The 18,781-nt window shown below is 69.4% G+C and carries 18 protein-coding genes; 11 read left to right on the top strand and 7 right to left on the bottom strand.

What is annotated here, in order from left to right; translation table 11 throughout:
* Positions 1–179: 179 nt before the first annotated feature.
* The 6 genes from recA to smpB all read right to left on the bottom strand — a co-directional run bounded on the left by recA (position 180) and on the right by smpB (position 8,516).
* Positions 180–1,247 (bottom strand): recombinase RecA, encoded by a 1,068-nt coding sequence (gene recA, locus AX692_RS13365; RefSeq protein WP_073975097.1) that lies wholly within the window; start codon positions 1,245–1,247, stop codon positions 180–182.
* Between the two features lie 146 nt (positions 1,248–1,393).
* Entirely contained in the window at positions 1,394–2,986 is a 1,593-nt protein-coding gene (locus AX692_RS13360) for a DUF4139 domain-containing protein (RefSeq protein ID WP_073975096.1), read from the bottom strand.
* Positions 2,987–3,136: 150 nt separating this feature from the next.
* Positions 3,137–4,651 carry a DUF4139 domain-containing protein gene (locus tag AX692_RS13355; RefSeq protein WP_073976152.1) on the bottom strand — a complete coding sequence of 505 codons (1,515 nt, stop codon included), beginning with the start codon at positions 4,649–4,651 and terminating at the stop codon, positions 3,137–3,139.
* A 104-nt stretch (positions 4,652–4,755) separates the two neighbouring features.
* A complete protein-coding gene (locus AX692_RS13350; protein ID WP_073977000.1) occupies positions 4,756–7,182 on the bottom strand; it encodes a response regulator in 2,427 nt (808 codons plus the stop codon).
* A gap of 127 nt (positions 7,183–7,309) precedes the next feature.
* Entirely contained in the window at positions 7,310–7,864 is a 555-nt protein-coding gene (locus AX692_RS13345; protein WP_073973990.1) for a DUF2062 domain-containing protein, read from the bottom strand.
* A gap of 169 nt (positions 7,865–8,033) precedes the next feature.
* A complete protein-coding gene (gene smpB, locus AX692_RS13340) occupies positions 8,034–8,516 on the bottom strand; it encodes an SsrA-binding protein SmpB (RefSeq protein WP_017664159.1) in 483 nt (160 codons plus the stop codon).
* Between the two features lie 103 nt (positions 8,517–8,619).
* Between smpB and AX692_RS13335 the strand changes: the two genes are divergently transcribed.
* Entirely contained in the window at positions 8,620–9,684 is a 1,065-nt protein-coding gene (locus tag AX692_RS13335; RefSeq protein ID WP_073973988.1) for a succinylglutamate desuccinylase/aspartoacylase family protein, read from the top strand.
* Here AX692_RS13335 and dapA read toward each other — a convergent pair.
* Positions 9,681–10,568 (bottom strand): 4-hydroxy-tetrahydrodipicolinate synthase, encoded by an 888-nt coding sequence (gene dapA, locus AX692_RS13330; protein ID WP_073973987.1) that lies wholly within the window; start codon positions 10,566–10,568, stop codon positions 9,681–9,683. The genes AX692_RS13335 and dapA overlap by 4 nt on opposite strands.
* Before the next feature lie 182 nt (positions 10,569–10,750).
* On the opposite strand from dapA, the gene AX692_RS13325 reads away from it, so the two are divergent.
* From AX692_RS13325 to AX692_RS13280, 10 genes are all read left to right on the top strand, one after another.
* The gene (locus AX692_RS13325; RefSeq protein WP_230959911.1) at positions 10,751–12,631 is read left to right on the top strand and encodes a lytic transglycosylase domain-containing protein; all 1,881 of its coding nucleotides are present in this window, start codon (positions 10,751–10,753) and stop codon (positions 12,629–12,631) included.
* A gap of 12 nt (positions 12,632–12,643) precedes the next feature.
* Positions 12,644–13,123: a GreA/GreB family elongation factor gene (locus tag AX692_RS13320; RefSeq protein ID WP_073973986.1), complete on the top strand. Its 480-nt coding sequence runs from the start codon at positions 12,644–12,646 to the stop codon at positions 13,121–13,123.
* Entirely contained in the window at positions 13,116–13,577 is a 462-nt protein-coding gene (locus tag AX692_RS13315) for a hypothetical protein (RefSeq protein WP_073973985.1), read from the top strand. Before AX692_RS13320 ends, AX692_RS13315 begins: the two co-directional genes overlap by 8 nt.
* Before the next feature lie 40 nt (positions 13,578–13,617).
* Entirely contained in the window at positions 13,618–14,898 is a 1,281-nt protein-coding gene (gene rlmN / locus AX692_RS13310; RefSeq protein ID WP_073973984.1) for a 23S rRNA (adenine(2503)-C(2))-methyltransferase RlmN, read from the top strand.
* Between the two features lie 28 nt (positions 14,899–14,926).
* A complete protein-coding gene (locus AX692_RS13305) occupies positions 14,927–15,496 on the top strand; it encodes a hypothetical protein (protein ID WP_230959487.1) in 570 nt (189 codons plus the stop codon).
* On the top strand, positions 15,496–16,197 hold the full coding sequence (locus tag AX692_RS13300; protein WP_073973982.1) for a hypothetical protein: 702 nt from the start codon (positions 15,496–15,498) through the stop codon (positions 16,195–16,197). The genes AX692_RS13305 and AX692_RS13300 overlap by 1 nt, the downstream gene beginning before the upstream one ends.
* Positions 16,198–16,216: 19 nt before the next feature.
* Positions 16,217–16,810 carry a class I SAM-dependent methyltransferase gene (locus AX692_RS13295; RefSeq protein ID WP_073973981.1) on the top strand — a complete coding sequence of 198 codons (594 nt, stop codon included), beginning with the start codon at positions 16,217–16,219 and terminating at the stop codon, positions 16,808–16,810.
* A complete protein-coding gene (locus AX692_RS13290) occupies positions 16,807–17,460 on the top strand; it encodes an MOSC domain-containing protein (protein ID WP_073973980.1) in 654 nt (217 codons plus the stop codon). Before AX692_RS13295 ends, AX692_RS13290 begins: the two co-directional genes overlap by 4 nt.
* Before the next feature lie 135 nt (positions 17,461–17,595).
* Entirely contained in the window at positions 17,596–18,072 is a 477-nt protein-coding gene (locus AX692_RS13285; RefSeq protein ID WP_073973979.1) for a glycine zipper 2TM domain-containing protein, read from the top strand.
* 128 nt (positions 18,073–18,200) lie between these two features.
* Complete coding sequence (locus AX692_RS13280; protein ID WP_073973978.1) at positions 18,201–18,635, top strand: glycine zipper 2TM domain-containing protein; 435 nt, start codon at positions 18,201–18,203, stop codon at positions 18,633–18,635.
* Positions 18,636–18,781 lie beyond the last annotated feature (146 nt).

Genomic DNA, 18,781 nt, shown 5'->3' with positions numbered 1-18,781 from the left:
GCCATAACATGGCAAGCGGAGGGCAGCGGAAACGGGCGGCGAAAGCCATTCTCCACAAACGCGAAAGGCCGGTGCGTGCCTGGGGAGAGCACACACCGGCGTTCCGCTTGTCCGGGCACCGATTGGGGACAGCCGGGCCGGAGCGGGACACTCCGGCGCCAGCAGGCGCCCGCTTGGGGTCAGTCCTCCGAGTCCGCGTCCGGGCCCGTCATCATTTCCCCGGCGACCTGATCGGTGCGGCTGCGGATCGCAGCTTCGAGCCGGTCGCAAACTTCAGGATTGTCCTTGAGGTAGGTCTTGGCGTTCTCGCGCCCCTGACCGATGCGGATGCTGTCATAGGAGAACCAGCTCCCCGACTTCTCCACCAGGCCCGCCTTCACGCCCAGATCGAGGATCTCGCCGATCTTGGAGATGCCCTCGCCGTACATGATGTCGAATTCGACCTGCTTGAAGGGCGGCGCGACCTTGTTCTTGACCACCTTCACCCGCGTGGTGTTGCCGGTGATCTCGTCACGCTCCTTGATCTGGCCGGTGCGGCGGATGTCGAGCCGGACCGAAGCGTAGAACTTGAGCGCATTGCCGCCGGTGGTGGTTTCCGGGTTGCCGTACATCACCCCGATCTTCATGCGCAGCTGGTTGATGAAGATAACCATGCAGCGCGAGCGGCTGATCGAGCCGGTGAGCTTGCGCAGCGACTGCGACATGAGGCGCGCCTGAAGGCCGACGTGGCTGTCGCCCATCTCGCCCTCGATTTCCGCGCGCGGCACCAGCGCCGCGACCGAATCGACCACCAGCACGTCGATCGCGTTCGAGCGCACCAGCGTGTCGGTGATCTCGAGCGCCTGTTCGCCGGTGTCGGGCTGCGAGACGATCAGCTCGTCGATGTCGACGCCGAGCTTTCTGGCATAGACCGGATCGAGCGCGTGTTCGGCATCGACGAAGGCCGCGGTGCCCCCCGCTTTCTGGGCTTCGGCAATGACATGCAGCGCCAGCGTGGTCTTGCCCGAGCTTTCCGGGCCATAGACTTCGATCACGCGGCCGCGCGGCAACCCGCCGATGCCGAGCGCGATGTCGAGCCCGAGCGACCCGGTCGAGATCGCTTCGACCTGCATCGTCTCCTTCGAGCCCAGCTTCATCGCCGAACCCTTGCCGAAAGCACGGTCGATCTGTGCAAGCGCTGCTTCCAGAGCCTTTTGACGGTCCACGGCCTTCTTGTCCTCTTCCACCAATTTCAATTGGGTAGCCATCGCACGCGCTCCTTCGCTTGCCTAGGGGCCTTGCGGAGTTTTCCGCCGCCCTTGGGAGCCCATGTATCGCATTTGTTCTCATGGAACAAGTAGGGAACGGGAAAATTTTTCGAGGCCGCGCGGGGCCCCTTCCCTACTCGCTCGCCCTACTCGCTAACCTTGTCGCGCAGGCGCCAGTCGAAGGTCTTCTCGCTGTTGGCCGGAAGCGTCACCTCGACCGTCTGATAGCCGTTCTTGAGAACCGGCTTCATGCCGGGGAAGCGGATGTCGTAGCCCCCTGCCCAGCCCAGTTGCAGCCGCACGCTGACCGGATGCGGGTTGGCGTTGGTCAGCACGCTGCGCATCGCGGTCCACTTGCGGCCCTCCGCCCTGCCCGTCCGGCTCACTGCGGCGCAGCGGGCGAAAACCTGGCGGCTTTCGGGCAGGTCGAGCTCGATATCCTGCCCGCGCGCATAATCGCGCAAGCTCGTGGTCGCCCCCAGCCGCTCCCCACCCGCGGTCGGCTCGTAGAGCGTCAAGGGCCCCTGCGGCAGTGCGATGCCGAGGCCCTGCTTCTCCTCGTTCTTCGTCACCAGCAGCACGCTGGCCGGTTCGGGATCGCCGCCCGCCCCGATCCAGCCGTCGGGGTTGCAGCCGACCTGATAGAGCAGGCGCGCCTTGACCGCATCCTTGTTGAGGAAGGCGACCTGCTTCAGCCCCTTGGCCGCCACGTCGACGCGCCCCGGCACGCGGAACAGCTTGAGGTCGCCGAGGTCCTCCTCCTCGGCGGTGATGACCGTCACGGCGAGCGGCACGTCCTGCAGGTCCGCGCGCAGCCGCGAACCCGTCACCACGATCGCCCCGGCCTCCATCGCCGCCATCGGTGGCGGCGGCGGGGCCGGCGGCGGAGGCGGCGGCGGCGGCAAGGGGCCGGCGGAGGTGCTGCCGATCGGCCAGCACGTCAGATAGAGCCCCTCGGCCACCGGCGGATCGGCGAGCTCCTCGTAATCGCTCTCGACATTGAGCTCGCCGGCGATGATCTGCAGCTTGGCATTGGCGAAGCTCTGGCCATTATCGTTGACCAGCGTCAGCCAGCTCAGCAGCCCCATCTCGAACCGGTCGCCCGAGGGCTTTTCGCTCATGCGCCCGACATAGTCGGCCTGCCAGTCGAAGCCCCAGGCGAGGTAGGTGAGGGTCACGTCATAGGTGCCCCCCTCGGCCGAGCGCGTATCGACCGAGAACACCGGCTGGGCCGAGAGTCCTGCCGGGATGCGGTCGTAGGTCAGCGTTTCGGGGAGGCCCGAACACTGCACCGCCTCGAAGCCCTGCCCGGTCTGGAGCACGAGGCCCCCGTCGGCGCGGGTGCGCACCACGGCGCTTTCGCTGACCTGCTGGCCGGTCGCGGGGTTCATCCGCGTGATCGTCACCCTATTGCCGAGCGTGCCGTCGACCAGCGCAGCGGGCGAGAGCAGCTGCGCGTTGCGGTTCTTCTCGATCGTGCCGCCGGGCAGGCCCGTGACGATCGCCGAGACGCCGATCATGCCCTCGGCCACGCCCTCGAAGCGGATCGTCGACTCGCCCGCGGGCAGCGTCACGCGGCGGGTCTCGGAGATCATCGCGAGGCCGCTCGGGTATTCGCGGTCGATCTCCTCTTCGGGGTCGCGATCGGGATCGCGGTAGATGGTCACCGCGAGGTCGACCGGGGGCGAGGCGTCGACCACCTCGCGCGCGGCAAGGGGGGCGGCGAGAACGGCGAACATGGTCGCGGCAAGAACTGCCCTGAAACTCCCCTCCCTCAAGGGAGGGGTTCGGGGTGGGTGTACGGCGGTTGTCGCGGGCGTGGAGCCCCCACCCCCGGCCCCTCCCCGTGGGGAGGGGAGACTTGGAACAGCGCGCGCCATGCCCGCGCCTCAGTAGCGGGTTTCGTAGGTCACGCGGATCACCCGCTCGCCCTCGGCAGGGACGGGGACGGTGTAGCGCCGCCGGTCGGCGTTCAATTGCACGCCCGGGAGATCCTCGGCGGTGACGCGGAAATCGTCCGACCACCAGTTGTTGCCGAGCCCGGACTGGGTCAGCTGTACTTCGATGGGCTCGCGCTTGGCGTTGGTGAGGGTGTAGCGCATCACGGTGCGGTAAAAGGTCTTGGGCCGCTCGAGCGTGCCTTCCTCGACCACCTGCCCGTCCCTGACCACCCGCCAGCGGGCGCTCTTTTCCCATTCGGCGGCGGTGATGGTCTCGCGGCTTTCGACTTCGGCCTTGACGGTGATGTCGAACGCCTCGCCGGTCACCAGCGAGAGGTCGCTGCCCATCGGGGTGTGGCCGATGCTCTTCTCGCCGATGAATTGCGGGGTGCCCTCGCGGTCGCGCTGGTAGAAGCGCACCGTGCCCGCGGGCAGCGCATCGCCGAGGCCCTGTGCCTTCGAGGTCGAGAAGGCGATGCGGCTTTCGACATTGACGGGCTGCTCGTCGTTCTGGCGGAAGTAGATGTCGCGCGAGTAGATCTTCTTGGCCGGAACCGCCTGCACGTCGAGGAAGCTCACCTGCTTGGTCTGGGCATTGGCGATCGTGGTGCGCCCGCTGATCGGGTAGAGGTAGAAATCGCCCAGCCGCTCGCGCGCGGCCGCCTCGGTGCCGGCGCGCACCAGGCCGCGATCGCGATAACGCCCGCCGCTCCCGCCGCCGTTCGGATCGCCCGCGACCAGCACGGTGTCGGCATTGTGGAAGGTGGTGCCGGTGTTGTTGGTGAGCGTCACCCAGCCCTGCATGTCGATCGTGCCCGCGGCCTCGTTGTAGAGCGCGACATAGTCGGCGTTCCAGCCGAGCCCGCCCGTCAGGTAGCGCAGCTGCACGGGACGCGTACCGGCGCGGGTCGAATCGAGATTGACCGAGAGCGTCGGCCGCGCGCGCAGGCCCGGGGGCACGCGGTCGAAGATCACGCGCACCGGCAGGCCATCGTCGCGCAGCACCTCGATCCGGTCGCCGATCTGGATCACCGTCCCGCCCGCGACCGAGAGCACCTTGGCGCGCTCGCGCGTTTCGGCGCCGGTCGCGGGGTTGGTGCGCAGCAGCGTGACGGTCTGGCCGATCGCCTTTTCCATCAGCTTGGAGGGGGTGAGCAGATCGTAGTCGAAATTCTGCTCGATGATCGTGGTGTTCGCTGCGGCGAAGCTCAGCGTCTGGGGGCGGATCTGGGCCGAGACGTCGGGAAACTCGACCCGGCTGCGCCCTTGCGCGATGGGGAGCTGGCGCACGTCCTGCACCAGCGCGAGGTTGGAATTGTAGATGGTGATCGCGACATCGCCCTGAGCGGTTTGCGGGGCGGATTGGGCGGAAGCTGGCGTTTCGCCCGCATCCTGCGCCGCAGCGCCCGCCGCCAGAACCGCCGCACCGATGGTGCACGCGCCGAAAATCGCCCGGTTGATCATGCCAGTCCCCTCCATTCGTCGTTGGCGAGGATGAACGATTCTGCGGCTTTATCCAAGGTGAACGATGCGCGCGGCGGTGAAGAAATGCGCTGCCTGCGCGGCGCTCAGCCTCCTGCCTCGGCCCGCGCCTCGCGCAGCACCGCGCCGACCTTGTCGCCGATCGCGGCGACGCTGAAGGGCTTGGCGATGAAGTGCATGTCGGGGATGTCGATGTCGCGGCGCAGCTGCTCCTCGGCATAGCCCGACATGAACAGGACCGGGATTTTCGGCAGCTTCGCGCGGATCGCGCGGACCATGGCGGGGCCGTCCATCCCGGGCATCACCACGTCGGAGACCACCAGGTCGAACTGCGTCGTTCCCTCGAGGATCGCCGCCAGTCCCTCCTCGCCATTGGCGCAAGGGGTGACTTCGTAACCCGCGCGGGTCAGCGCGCGCTCGGCGACGGTGCGGACCATGTCCTCGTCCTCGACCAGCAGCACCTTGCCCCCCGCCGACCAGTCGGACGAGGCGATCTCCTGCACCGGGCGCCGCTTGGGCACCTCGCCGCGGTGGACGGGGAAATAGACCGTGAAGCGCGCGCCGACCGGGTGCCCGCTCTTGTCGGTGATGTTGTCGGCGAAGATGAACCCGCCCGATTGCTTGACGATCCCGTAGGCGGTCGAGAGGCCGAGGCCGGTGCCCTTGCCCTGTTCCTTGGTGGTGAAGAACGGCTCGAACAGCTTGGGCAGCACGTGCGGCGGTATGCCCCCGCCGGTGTCCTGGACGATGAGCACCGTGTAATCGGCGGCCGGCAGCACCTCGGAACCCAGCTGCATCACCTGCTTGGCCTGCAGGCTGCGGGTGAAAAGCGAGATCCGCCCCACGCCCTGCCCGCGCGACTGGATCGCGTCCCTCGCGTTGACCGCAAGGTTCATGATCACCTGCTCGAGCTGCTGCGGATCGGCGCGCACCGGGCCGAGGTTGCGATCGTGCTGGACGTAGTAGGTGATCTTCTCGCCCAGCAGCCGCTTGATCAGCGGGCTCACCTCGCTCACCACGTCGGGCAGCTGGATGATCTCGGGCCGCAGCGTCTGCTGGCGCGAGAAGGCGAGCAACTGGCGGGTCAACGAGGCAGCGCGGTTGGAATTGGCGCGGATCTGCTGGATGTCGTCATAGTCGCTGTCGCCGGGGATGTGGCGCAGCAGCATCAGGTCGCAGGTGCCGATGATCGCGGTGAGCACGTTGTTGAAATCATGCGCGACACCGCCCGCCAGCTGCCCGACCGCCTGCATCTTGGTCGCCTGCGCGACCTGACGCCGGAGCTGGTTTTCCTGAGAGGTGTCGGCAAGGCTGAGCAGCACCGCCGCCTCGCCCAGCCCGCGCACCCCGGCCAGCCCGAGCGACACCGGCTCCTCGGGCGCGTTGGTCAGCCGCACCGCGACATCGCCGCTGGTCGCTGGCCCGCGCCCGTGGCGGCGGACGGCGTCGGACAGGGGGGCCTTGTCCTCGCGCGTGACGAGATCGGTCGGGAAGGCAGGCAACCCCCGCCCCTCGCGGCCGACCGAGCGCAGGAAGGCCTCGTTGGCGAACAGGAAGCGCCCGTCGCGATCGGTCATCGCAAGGCCGAGCGGCAGCTGCGCGAGCAGCGCATCGAGCTGCGCGACGCCGGCCTGCGAGGCCCCGTCCCAGCCGCTGCCGATGCCGACGCCCGAATCGATCAGCAGCATCAGCGAGGTCGCCTCGTCGGGCCCGGCCGGCGTGACCCGGTCCTCGGGATTGACCAGCGGCACGTCGACCAGCGTCTGCGGGGTGCCGCCGCGCCCCTCGCGGGCGAAGAAGATGCGGTCGCGCTCGTCCGAGCGCAGAAAGCTGACGAAGTCCTGCCCGACGAGGCTCGCGCGCTCGTCGCCCGCGGCGCGTTCGGCGAAGCCCGCGCTGACTGCGCGGATCACACCGTCGGCGGTGGTGATCGCGCTCTCGATCCCGGCGCGGCTGAGCATCCTGCCGAAGGGCCCGGCAAGGTCGAGCGCCTGCAGGCTCTCCCCGCCCGGGCGCGCGATCGGCTTCAGGCGCCAGATCAGGTGGTCATCGCCGCGTCCGGCGCGGGTGGCGGCGATCTGCCAGCGGGTCTCGTCAGAGGCCTCGACCTCGTCGAGCTGCGCGGTGCCGTCACGCCAGGCACTGCGAGCGAGCAGCGTCACCGCCTCGAGCCCCTCGCGCCCCATCGGCAGCGCGGGCGGGGCGGCGTTGGCGCCGAAGCTGTCGAGGAAGAACAGGTTGGCGCAGACCATCCGGTTGGCGCGGTCGGTGATCGCGATCGCCTCGCCGGCGCGCTCGATCGCGGCGACGGTCACGCTCCAGTCGGGCGCGGCGGGGCTGCCCGCCTCGGCAGGGCTGCGCACCCGGTCGAGCAGCACCACGCCGCCCAGCAGCACCCCGGCGGCGAGCACGAAGGCGAGCGCGACGATCCCGCTGCCGGTGGCGAACCACAGCACCAGCGCGCTCGCGATCACCCCGCCGCCGAGCCCGGCCAGAAGGCTGGCGGGCGGCAGGCTGCGCGCCGCGCCCGGATCGTCGGCATGCGCGAGGTGGCCGGGTTCTTTGCCGATGCGGCGGGACACGAGAGGCGGGCTCCTTGAGCTGGCGGGCAGACGCGCAGGCGCGGCGGAAATGCGCTTCCTACCGCGCCCCGAGCCGCTGGTCGAGCCGCGCTTCCATCGCCTTCAACCGTCTGGCGCGCTTGCGGGACACCACGGCGCGCCACACCCAGCCCGACAGCACCCAGCCGACCGCGGGGGTGACGATCGAGAGCACGAGATAGCCGAGAATCGTCGCAGCGCCGACCTCGTAGGCCATCGTCAGCCAGGCCCAGGCGTCGCTCTCGACCTGCGACGCGGCGAGGCCGGCCCCGGCAGCATCGAAGCGCAGGAAGAACTCGCCGATGCGGTTGGCGATCACCAGCCAGAAGGGCAGCGTGAACGGGTTGGTGACGAAGGTCACCAGCGCCGCCAGCGGCACGTTGGCGCGGGTCGGCAGGGCGAGGAAGGCGGACAGGAAGATCTGCCCGATGGGGATGATGAAGGCCGCGAACAGCCCGAGCGCAACCCCGCGCGGCACGGAGCGGCGGGTGAAGCGCCACAGCTCGGGCGACAGGAAACGGTGCGCGATCGGGGCGAGATACTTGTTCTGCGCCATCTCCTCGCGCGTGGGCGTGTTGCGGCGGATCACGTCCATCGCCCAGGTCTTCGAGCGCCAGCCGAGGCCGGGCTTGGGCACAGGCGGCGGCATGCTCATGCGATGTCGCCTTGGGCTGCGGGAAGGATCGCGGGGGATGGCATCTTGCTCATATGGGTAGCACGGGCCGGGTGACCAGTGGGTGAACTGCGGACCTTGGTGGAAACTCCTAGCCGCGCTCACGCATGAGGCGGGCCTTGTCGCGCTTCCAGTCGCGCTCCTTGATGCTCGCGCGCTTGTCGTGGGTCTGCTTGCCCTTGGCGAGCGCGAGCTCGACCTTCGCACGGCCGGTGCGGTTGAAGTAGATCGACAGCGGCACCAGCGTCATGCCCTTGCGCTCGACCGCGCCGAACAGCTTGTCGATCTCGCGCTCGTGGAGCAGCAGTTTCCTCGGGCGGCGCGGTTCGTGGTTGAGGCGGTTGCCGTGCGAATATTCGGGGATGTTGGCGTTGACCAGCCACACCTGCGCATCGCGCACCTCGGCATAGGATTCCGCGATCGACGCCTCGCCCGCGCGCAGCGCCTTCACCTCGGTGCCCGACAGCGCGAGCCCGGCCTCGTAGACATCCTCGACATGGTAGTCGAAGCGCGCGCGGCGGTTCTCGGCGACAATCTTCACTTTGTCGAAGGTGACGGGTTTGGGACGGGCCATAAGGCCGGGCGATGTAGGCGTGCGTCGCTCAAAAAGCGAGGGGCTTTGCGCTTGGGCGTCTTGTGGCTACCGTGGCACGGGGCAACAGGGGGAACCGCGGGCCATGACCACGCCGCAGCCATTCATCATCGCCGGCACAAGCATCGCGCCCGGAGCGCAGGCCGATGTCGCCTTCCCGATCACCACCATGGCGACGGGCACCACCTCCAGCCTCGCGGTGCGGGTGATCCACGGGGCAAGGCCCGGCCCGGCAGTGTTCGTGAGCGCGGCGATCCACGGCGACGAGATCATCGGCACCGCGATCATCCAGCGCCTCGCGCAAGCGCTCGAGGCCGGGGCGCTGGCGGGCACGGTGCTGCTGGTGCCGGTCGCCAACATCTTCGGCTTCATCAGCCATTCGCGCTACCTGCCCGACCGGCGCGACCTCAACCGGAGCTTTCCGGGGAGCGCGGGGGGATCGCTCGCGGGGCAGCTCGCGCACATCTTCTACCGCGAGGTGGTGGCGCGCTGCCAGCTGGGGATCGACATCCACTCGGCCGCGATCCACCGCTACAACCTCCCTCAGATCCGCATCATGGCGGGCAACCGCAAGCTGGTGGAGCTCGCCATGGCCTTCGGCGCGCCGGTGATCATCGAGAGCCCCCTGCGCGACGGCTCGCTGCGCGACCTTGCCCAGAAGCACGGGGTCGAGATGCTGCTGATGGAGGCGGGCGAGGCGCTGCGCTTCGACCGGCTGTCGATCGAGACCGGGGTCGAGGGCGTTACCCGCGTGCTCGCGCATCTCGGCATGATCGAGGCCGACGACGGATTGAGCGCGGTCGGCATCCCGGCGCGCGCCAACCGCACCACCTGGGTGCGCAGCCCCCGCGGCGGGGTGATGCAGGCGACCTGCACCTCGGGCGATCCGGTGAGGAAGGGCGATGTCCTCGCCATGGTCGCCGGGCTGTTCGGCGAGGAGGCCGAGGCACTGGTCAGCCCGGTCGACGGCATCATCATCGGCCATGCCACGCTGCCGGTGGTGCATCAGGGCGACGCGCTGTTCCACATCGCCGCGATCGACCACCCCGAACGCGTCGGCGCGCGGATCGACTCGATCACCGAGGCGATTCTGGCGAGCGAGCCGCAAGGCAGCGCGCAGGGGATGCTGGACGAGGACGAGGTGGTTTAGGCGGGGAGCACCCCCGCCAGCACCAGCGCCTCGTCGACCGCCTTCTTCGCCTCGTCCGAGCACTCGACCAGCGGCAGGCGCACCTCGGGCTCGATCCAGTCGTGAACGCGGGCGAGCGCATATTTCACCGGCGCGGGGGAAGCGTCGGAGAACATCGCGTAGTGGAGCGGGAAGAGGCGATCATTGAGCTGCCGCGCCTTCTTCAGCTCGTTGGCGGCGATCGCCTCGTGGAACTCGGCGCACAGCCTGGGCGCGACGTTCGCCGTCACCGAGATGCACCCGCGCCCGCCTGCGGCCGCGTGCGGCAGCCACAGCTCGTCATTGCCCGAAAGCTGGCAGAACTCGCGCCCGATCCCCATGCGGTGATCGGCGACGCGCGACAGGTCTCCGGAGGCGTCCTTGATGGCGATGATCTTCTCGGGATACTTGCGCACCAGCTCGACCACGGTGTCGTCGAGAATGTCGGTCACGGTGCGCGCGGGCACGTTGTAGAGCACGATCGGCAGGTCGCAGTTTTCCGCGAGGTAGCTGAAATGCGCGATCAGCCCCCGCTGGCTCGGACGGTTGTAGTACGGCGCCACACACAGCCCCGCCGCCGCCCCCGCCTTCTTGGCGAAGGTCATGTGCAACTGGGCGTTGCGCGTGTCGTTCGACCCGCAGCCCGCGATCACCGGCACGCGGCCCGCGGCCTGCTCGATGCACACCTCGATCACCCGATGATGCTCGGCATTCGAGAGCGTCGAGGCCTCGCCGGTCGTGCCGCACGGGACGAGCGCGGCGCTGCCGTTCTCGATCTGCCAGTCGACCAGGCGGCGGAAGGCAACCTCGTCGAACGCCCCGCCGCGAAAAGGAGTCACAAGAGCGGGTATCGATCCGCTGAACATTGCTATTGTCCTGTCTTAAACTCTAGATACGGGAATACGGGAACCTCTCTCCCCGTTATCCCTCACGTTCACCGCCTGATAAGGAGCCGGTAGGCACTATGTCCAGCATGGTCCGCATGTTCTTGAATTCCCGCCGGATATATGCTGCGATTCTCGTCACCTCGGCGCTTGCGGGAGGGGCGTTGCCCGCGGCAGCACAGGAGTGGGGCGGCGGGCAGGATCTGGTCGCCCGCCAGCCGGGCGCGGTCGACGCCGCGATCGCGCGCTGGGAGACGTTGCAGGCAAGCCGCACCCACGGCTTTGCCGACTATGCCGGCTTCGTGCTCGCCTGGCCGAGCTTTCCCAGAACCGACATCCTGCGCCTGCGCGCCGAGGCCGCGCTCGAGAACGAGGCGCCCTCGCAGGCCGAGGTGCTGCGCTTCTTCGACGCCCATCCCCCGCTCACCAACCCCGCCCGCGCGCGCTATGCGCTGGCGCTCGCTGCGATGCAGCGCCCCGAGGCGCTCGCCGAGGCGCGCAAGGCCTGGCGCGGCGGGCAGATGGCCGATCCGGTCGAGCTCTACCTGTCGGGGCTCTACGGCGCGCAATTGACGCCCGAGGATCACGCGGTACGCGTCGATGCGCTGCTGTGGCAGGGCAAGGCCGATGCCGCCTCGCGCATGGTGGTGAACCTGCCTGAGGAGGAGCGCGCCACGGCGCTGGCGCGGATCGCGCTGCTGCGCGGCGCGCGGCCCGAAGCGGCGGGGCTCGCGGTTCCTGCTGGAGCCGAAGCCGATCCGGGCTATGTCTTCAATCTCGTCAAGTTCCTGCGTTCGAGCGGGCAGAACTACGAGGCCGCGCGGGTCTTCACCACTCGCCCGGCCTTCGTGCGCCCGGCGCTCGACCCCGAGGCCTTCGTCGGCCAGCTGCTGGGGCTTGCCAATGATGTCGGCCCGTCCGAGGCGGCGCGGATCGCCAGCCGTAGCGCCGATCTCTTCGCGCCCGACGCCGACCTGTCGCAAACCAGCTTCACCTTGCGCGACCGGCTCACCGACCTGATGTGGCTCGGCGGCACCAAGGCGCTGTGGAGCCTCGGCGACGGTGCCACTGCCGCGCCGCTGTTCGCGCGCTATGGCGATGCCGCCAAGACCCCGCTGACCAAGGCCAAGGGCTATTACTGGGCAGGCCGCGCGGCGCGGCAGGCGGGCGACGAGGCGGGCGCGCAGCGTTACTTCGAGATGGCCTCGCGCTGGCCGGACTATTATTACGCCCAGCTGGCCATAAGCGCGCTCGGCCGGCCGATGCCGGCCTTCGCCGAGCTCCCCCAGCCGCGCATGGAGGCCTCCAAACGCGCCGAATTCGAATCGCGCCCGGTGGTGCAGGCAATCCGCGCACTCGCCAAGAACCGCCGCGACTGGCGCACCGAGCGCCGCTTCTTCGAGGCGCTGGGCGACGAGGCCGACACCCCCAACGAAATGCTGATGGCAGGCATGCTGGCGCGCGAGATCGGGCTCGATGAACTCGCCGTGGTGCTCGGCCTAAAGATGGGTGAGGTCGGGGTGTCCGGGCTCGAGCGCATTGGCTTCCCCACCATCGCAACGCCCCCTGCGGTCAACGACTGGGTGATGGTCCACGCCATCGGCCGGCAGGAAAGCGAGTTCGACCGGACGCGCGAGAGCCATGCCGGCGCGCGCGGGATCATGCAGCTGATGCCGGGCACCGCGCGCGAGCAGGCGGGCAAGATCGGGGTGCAGTATCTCTCCGCCGACCTCACCGCCTCGCCGCTCTACAACATCCAGCTGGGCGACGGCTATTTCGCGCGGATGCTGAGCTATTACGGCGGCTCCTACCCGCTCGCGATCGGCGCCTACAACGCCGGGCCCGGGCGGGTGAACCAGTGGCTGCGCGCCAATGGCGACCCGCGCCGGGGCGAGATCGGCTGGGAGGAATGGATCGAGAAAATCCCCGCCAATTTCGAGACGCGCTATTACATCATGCGCGTGATCGGCAATGCGGTGACCTATTCGCACATGTATCCCGAGCAGGCGGGGCTGCCGCGCACCGTCGACACGTTCCTGCGCTGAGGGCTGCAGGGGGTGAAGCCTGCGGGGCCTCCGATCACGCCGGCGGGAATGGCGGCGCTGAAGGCGCGCTACGACCACCTGCTCGGCACCGAGCGTCCGGCGATCGTCGAGATCGTCAGCTGGGCGGCGGGCAATGGCGACCGCTCGGAGAACGGCGACTATCTCTACGGCCGCAAGAAGATGCGCGAGATCGACCGCGAGCTGGCCCATCTCGCCCGCCGCATGAAGGTGCTGCGGGTGGTCGATCCGGCCGCGCAGGTCGACCGCGCGCGCGTGTTCTTCGGCGCGAAGGTCACCATCGCGGACGAGGACGACAACCACCAGACCGTGACGCTGGTGGGCGACGACGAGCAGGACGCAGGCGCGGGCCGCATCGGCTGGAACTCCCCGATGGCGCGCGCGCTGCGGGGTGCCGCGGTCGGGGACGTGCGGGTGGTCGCCCTCCCCTCGGGCACGCGCGAGTGGGAAGTCATGGCGATCGCCTATGACTAGGTTCGCCGCCCTGGCCCTCCTCGCCCTCGCCGCCGCGCCGCTGGCCGCGCGCGAGAGCCTCGGCGTCTATGACAGCTGGGCGGCGTTCCGCGATGCCTCGCCGGCGCGCTGCTATGCCATCGGCAAGGCGCAGGGGAAGCGGCGGGCGCCTGCTTACGCGACCGTCTCGACTTGGCCCGGCAAGGGCGTGCGGGGGGCGGTGCATATCGTCCTCAGCCGCGAGGTTGCGGCGAAGGCGAGCGTCCGCCTCGCGGTGGGCGACAAGCGCTTCACGCTCGTCGCCAAGGGCCGCAACGCCTGGGCGGCCGACGCGCGGGCGGATGCGGCGATTGTCGCGGCGATGCGCTCTGCCAGCCGCATGAGCGTCTCGGGCGCTGGCTTCACCGACCGCTACACGCTCGCGGGCGCGGCCACCGCCATCGACGCGGCCACGGTCGGGTGCGCCAAGCGCTGACTCGCCAAACGGGCGAACCCGCACTATATGGCCGCCACCCATGGCCGATACTGCACTCATGACCATCCCGGGCCTCGTCGACCCGGTGCCCGCCGCGCGCGACATCACGCCGCGTGCCGACGGGCGTGTCGACCTGATCGGCCTCCCCCGCCCCCGCATCCGCGAGCTGTTTGCCGAGGCAGGTCTCGACGCCAAGCAGGCCAAGCTGCGCGCCAAGCAGGTGTTCCACTGGCTCTACCACCGCGGCGTCACCGATTTCGAGGCGATGACCGACATCGCCAAGCCGATGCGCCCCTGGCTCGCCGAGCGCTTCGTGATCGGGCGGCCCGATGTGGTCGAAGCCCAGCACTCGGTCGACGGCACCCGCAAGTGGCTGCTGCGCACCGCCGACGGGCACGATTTCGAGATGGTCTTCATCCCCGACGAGACGCGCGGCACCCTGTGCGTGTCCTCGCAGGTCGGCTGCACCCTCACCTGCTCCTTCTGCCACACCGGCACGATGAAGCTGGTGAGGAACCTCACCCCCGGCGAGATCGTCGGGCAGGTGATGCTCGCCCGCGATGCGCTGGGCGAATGGCCGCGCGGCAGCATGGCGAGCGATGCCGACGCGATCGACGAGGATGACGAGGCGGGCCATTACACCGCCGATGGCCGCCTGCTCACCAACATCGTGATGATGGGCATGGGCGAGCCGCTCTACAATTTCGATCACGTGCGCGATGCCTTGAAGCTGGTGATGGACGGGGACGGCCTCGCGCTCTCCAAGCGCCGCATCACGCTCTCGACCAGCGGCGTCATCCCGATGATGGAACGCTGCGGCGAGGAGATCGGGGTCAACCTCGCGGTCAGCTTGCACGGCGTGCGCAAGGAGGTGCGCGACGAGCTGGTGCCGCTCAACAAGAAATACGGGATCGACGATCTTCTGCAGGCCTGCGCGGACTATCCCGGCGCGAGCAACGCGCGGCGCATCACCTTCGAATACGTCATGATCAAGGACAAGAACGACAGCGACGATGACGCGCGCGAGCTTGTCCGGCTGCTGCGCGCGTACAACCTGCCCGCCAAGGTCAACCTCATCCCCTTCAACCCCTGGCCGGGCGCGGGTTACGAAACCTCCAGCCCCGAGCGCATCCGGCGCTTCTCCGAGATCGTGTTCGAAGGCGGCTTCTCGGCCCCCGTCCGCACCCCCCGGGGCCGCGACATCGATGCGGCCTGCGGCCAGCTCAAGACCGCCGCCGAGAAGAAGTCCCGCGCGCAAAGAGACCGCGAAGCAGCAGCCGCCGCCGCCACCGCGATTGACGCTCCCGCGCCACAGGCGTAGCCTTGGCGCCGCTCAAGGGAGGTTCGGCGTGGCAGATTCCGCAACAAGGATGGTGGCGCTCGCAGCGCTGGCCGCGATGCTGGCCGCTCCGCTCCCGGCCGAGGCGCAGTTAAGCGGCATCATCGGCAGCGGCAAGCGCGGCGCGGACAAGGCCGACGCCTGCGGCAAGGGCAAGAAAGGCGACAAGGGGCGCGGGATCATCGGCGGGATGCTCGGCGGCGCGGTCGATCAGCTTGCCCGCTCGGCCAATCTGCCCTCCTTCGTGCCGGTGCCCGAATTCTCCGACCAGATCACCGAAAGCATCGCCTGCAAACTTGATCCCGAGGAGCAGAAGCAGGCGGCCGAAGCGACCCTCGCGGTGACCCGCACCGATGATGCAGCTGCGCAGCCCGAAGTGGGCGCGAGCGCACAGTGGACCTCGGCCTCGCGCGAGAATGTCAGCGGCACCTCGACCGTCACCGGCCGCGACACGGCCGTCGGCGGCAAGCGCGACTGCATCACCGTCACCGATGTCGTCATCATCGAGGGCGAGGAGACCCGCGCCGAGAAGCGGATGTGCCGCGCGCAAGGCTCGGCGCGCTATTCGATCGTCGCGTGATGCGCGCAGGTGCGGCGCTCGCGGCGATGGTGCTGCTCGGCGGTGCGGCAGCGCCGATGGATCCCGACAACCCGACCTGCCCCGCCGCGCCCGATTTCGGCCCGGCCAAGGCGATGACCCTCACCCCCGCCGACCGCGACGGCAAGCGCGTGCTGCTGGCCGAGGGTGCGATCGATGCGACTCTCCCCGCCCGGCTCAAGGCCGCAATCGAGGCCGACGAGCGGATCGAGGAAGTTTGGCTGCGCAGCCGCGGCGGCAATGCGCGGGCGGGCAACGAGGCGGGCAAGGTGATCCGCTCCTATCGCGGCATGCTGACCCGCATCCCGGCCGGCTGGGCGTGCTTTTCGGCCTGCAATTTCGTGTTCATGGGCGGCGACCGCCGGGTGGTCGACGATGGCGGGGTGTTCATGGTCCACATGTTCACCCACACCGGCGACCGGGCGACGATCGACGAGGTGGTGATCGAGGGCAGCAAGGCAACCACCGAGTATATCGCCAGCGTCGAGCAGTCCTCGGCCTTGCTCGCGAGCGAGGACAATGATTTCCTGATCCGCATGGGGATCAGCCGCAAGCTCCTCACCGACATCATGTACCGCCAGCAGGCGGTGAAGAGCGAGGACAACCCCTCGACCCGCTACTGCCTCAGTCAGGCCGAGGTGCGCGAATACAACGTGATGCCGGAAGAAAAGTCCGCGCCGTGATCCGTCCCCTGACCCAGGCGTGAGCACCGATCCCGACACCATCGCCTTCTATCAGGCGCGCGCGCCCCACTGGGTGTTCCATTCGGGCGAGACGCACAGCCACCAGCTCGACGCCTTTCTCGACCACCTGCCCCCCGGTGCGGCGGTGCTGGAGCTGGGCTGCGGCGGCGGGCGGGATGCGGCGCGGATCAAGGCGCGCGGCTTCGCGGTCGATGCGACCGATGCCGCCCCCGCGCTCGTCGCCCGCGCCAACCAGGCCTTCGCGCTCGGCGCGCGGGTGATGGCCTTTCACGAACTGGACGCCGCGGCTGCCTATGCCGGGGTCTGGGCCCATGCCAGCCTGCTGCACTGCCCGCGCGCCGCGCTCCCCGATGTGCTCGCACGCATCGCCCGCGCGCTGGTGCCGGACGGCTGGTTCTTCTCAAGCTACAAGCTCGGAGACGGCGAGGGCCGCGATCTGCTGGGCCGGTTGCACAATTTCCCGCAAGCCGAATGGCTCCTTGCGGCCTACCGGACCGCAGGTTTCATCGTCGAGTCGCAGGAGACCTACGCCGGCAAGGCCAGCGATGGCACGCAGCGCGACTGGATCGATCTCATCGCGAGGAAAGCATGACCCGTTGGACCATCGAGGCCGTCTGTGCCGGGACCGCCCGCCCCTTCAACGGCGCGGAGCTGAGCGCGATCCAGAAGCGCCCGCAGGAAGGGCCGGTGCAGATCCATGCCGAGGGTCTCGCCCCCGACGAGCAGGCCGACCGCCGGGTGCATGGCGGGCCGGAAATGGCGCTCCATCTCTACCCGCTCGATCACCACGACTGGTGGCGCGGCGAGATCGGCGCGTCGCCGCTGCTGGACGAGCCCGGCGGCTTCGGCTCGAACCTCGCGGTCACCGGCCTGACCGAGGACCAGGTCCATATCGGCGACCGCTTCCGCTGCGGCCCAAAGGCAACCGGGGCGCTGATCGAGGTCAGCCAGCCGCGCCAGCCGTGCTGGAAGATCGAGCACCGCTTCGGCTACAAGGGCATGGTCGCCGCGATCATCCGCTCGGGCCGCTGCGGGTGGTATTTCCGGGTGATCGAGGGGGGCGAGGTGGCGCCGGGCGATTCGCTCGAGCGAGTCGCGCTCGGCGCGCAGGAATGGAGCGTCGCGCGGGTGTTCCGCGCGCTGGTGGCGGGCAAGGCGACCCCCGACGAGCTCGCCGCGCTCGCCGATCTCGCCCCGCTCAGCCCGAAATTGCGCGCCAAGGCCGCCGCTGCCCGACGATAACTCATGATCCGCTTCGGCTGCGGGAATAGGCGCCGAACCTGAACCGTTTCCCCTGTGTATCGTTCATAGTGCGTTCGAGTTTGATGAACGATAACCGAGAGGCTCCATCGGGGAGCCGCCACAAGGATACGGATCATGAAACACCTCGCCCTGATCGCCGCCGCCGGGTCGATGGCCGCCTTCGCCGCTCCGGCGCAGGCTGCCGAGCTGCCCGGCGCCCCCGCGTCGCTCTTCGCCGGCTACAACGCCGCACCCGCCTCCTATGCTCCCGTCGCCGCCTATGGCGATGATGACTGGGACGACGACCGCGACTGGCGCCGCGACCGCCGCGACTGGCGCGGTGACCGCCGCGAGTGGCGCGACGATCGCCGCGACTGGCATCGCGGTCGCCGTCTGAGCCGCCGCGACCGCGTGTGGCGCGGTGACGATGGCCGTTACTACTGCCGCCGCGACGACGGCACCACCGGACTGGTGATCGGCGCGATCGGCGGGGCGCTGCTGGGCCGCACCATCGACACCCGCGGCGACCGCTCGCTCGGCACCCTGCTCGGCGCGATCGGCGGCGGTCTGCTCGGCCGCGAGGTCGACCGCGGCGAGGCGCGCTGCCGCTGAGCGGCGTTGACGGCGGGCGGGGTTCCGGCGCTCCGGAAACCCGTCCTGCCGCCCGCCCTCTTTCCCGGCTGGCGGGGCAATGCCAGCCGTCCCCTTACGAAAGCAGGCAAACCGAAAGGAGAACTGCCGTGAAGAATATTGCTCTCATCCTTGCCGCCGGAGCCATGACGCTGCCGATGGCGATCCCCGCCCAGGCGGCGCCGCAGGCGCGCCCGGCACCGAGCGCCCCGTCCGCCTATGCGGGTATCGAGGCCAGCTCGCTGCCGGGCGACGACACCGCCGAGCACCGCAAGCGCAAGAAGCACCGGATCTATGACGAGCGCGGCCGCTATTACGAACCGCGCCGCCTGAGCCGCGGCGACCGGATCTGGCGCGATGGCGATCGCTACTATTGTCGCCGCGACAACGGCACCACGGGCCTCGTCATCGGCGCTGGCGTCGGCGCGCTGCTGGGCCGCACGGTCGACACCCGCGGCGACCGCACCGTCGGCACGCTGCTCGGCGCGATCGGTGGCGGCCTGCTGGGCCGCGAGATCGACCGCGGGGAGCTGCGCTGCCGCTGATGTCTTCAGGCGCGCGCGCCCCTACCCGATTGAAGCGCGCGCGCCCCCCTGTTAGCGCTGCTGTCATGCCCCTCTCCCCCGACAGCAGCGCGCCCCCGCCTTCCGGCCTCACCCCTCGCCCCGCCGTTCTTGTGACCGGCGGGGCG

It is taken from the genome of Erythrobacter donghaensis (assembly GCF_001557325.1).
Lineage (GTDB): Bacteria > Pseudomonadota > Alphaproteobacteria > Sphingomonadales > Sphingomonadaceae > Erythrobacter > Erythrobacter donghaensis_B.
Note: the sequence above shows the minus strand (reverse complement) of the source record. Positions and strands in the feature narration are given on the sequence as shown.

What these genes read in the sequence shown, in the direction of transcription:
- AX692_RS13335 (WP_073973988.1), top strand. Translation starts at nt 8,620, where the DNA reads ATGACCACGCCGCAGCCATTCATCATCGCCGGCACAAGCATCGCGCCC.
- dapA (WP_073973987.1), bottom strand. Translation starts at nt 10,568, where the DNA reads ATGTTCAGCGGATCGATACCCGCTCTTGTGACTCCTTTTCGCGGCGGG.
- AX692_RS13345 (WP_073973990.1), bottom strand. Translation starts at nt 7,864, where the DNA reads ATGGACGTGATCCGCCGCAACACGCCCACGCGCGAGGAGATGGCGCAG.
- AX692_RS13290 (WP_073973980.1), top strand. Translation starts at nt 16,807, where the DNA reads ATGACCCGTTGGACCATCGAGGCCGTCTGTGCCGGGACCGCCCGCCCC.
- recA (WP_073975097.1), bottom strand. Translation starts at nt 1,247, where the DNA reads ATGGCTACCCAATTGAAATTGGTGGAAGAGGACAAGAAGGCCGTGGAC.
- AX692_RS13315 (WP_073973985.1), top strand. Translation starts at nt 13,116, where the DNA reads ATGACTAGGTTCGCCGCCCTGGCCCTCCTCGCCCTCGCCGCCGCGCCG.
- AX692_RS13300 (WP_073973982.1), top strand. Translation starts at nt 15,496, where the DNA reads ATGCGCGCAGGTGCGGCGCTCGCGGCGATGGTGCTGCTCGGCGGTGCG.
- smpB (WP_017664159.1), bottom strand. Translation starts at nt 8,516, where the DNA reads ATGGCCCGTCCCAAACCCGTCACCTTCGACAAAGTGAAGATTGTCGCC.
- rlmN (WP_073973984.1), top strand. Translation starts at nt 13,618, where the DNA reads ATGGCCGATACTGCACTCATGACCATCCCGGGCCTCGTCGACCCGGTG.
- AX692_RS13285 (WP_073973979.1), top strand. Translation starts at nt 17,596, where the DNA reads ATGAAACACCTCGCCCTGATCGCCGCCGCCGGGTCGATGGCCGCCTTC.
- AX692_RS13360 (WP_073975096.1), bottom strand. Translation starts at nt 2,986, where the DNA reads ATGTTCGCCGTTCTCGCCGCCCCCCTTGCCGCGCGCGAGGTGGTCGAC.
- AX692_RS13355 (WP_073976152.1), bottom strand. Translation starts at nt 4,651, where the DNA reads ATGATCAACCGGGCGATTTTCGGCGCGTGCACCATCGGTGCGGCGGTT.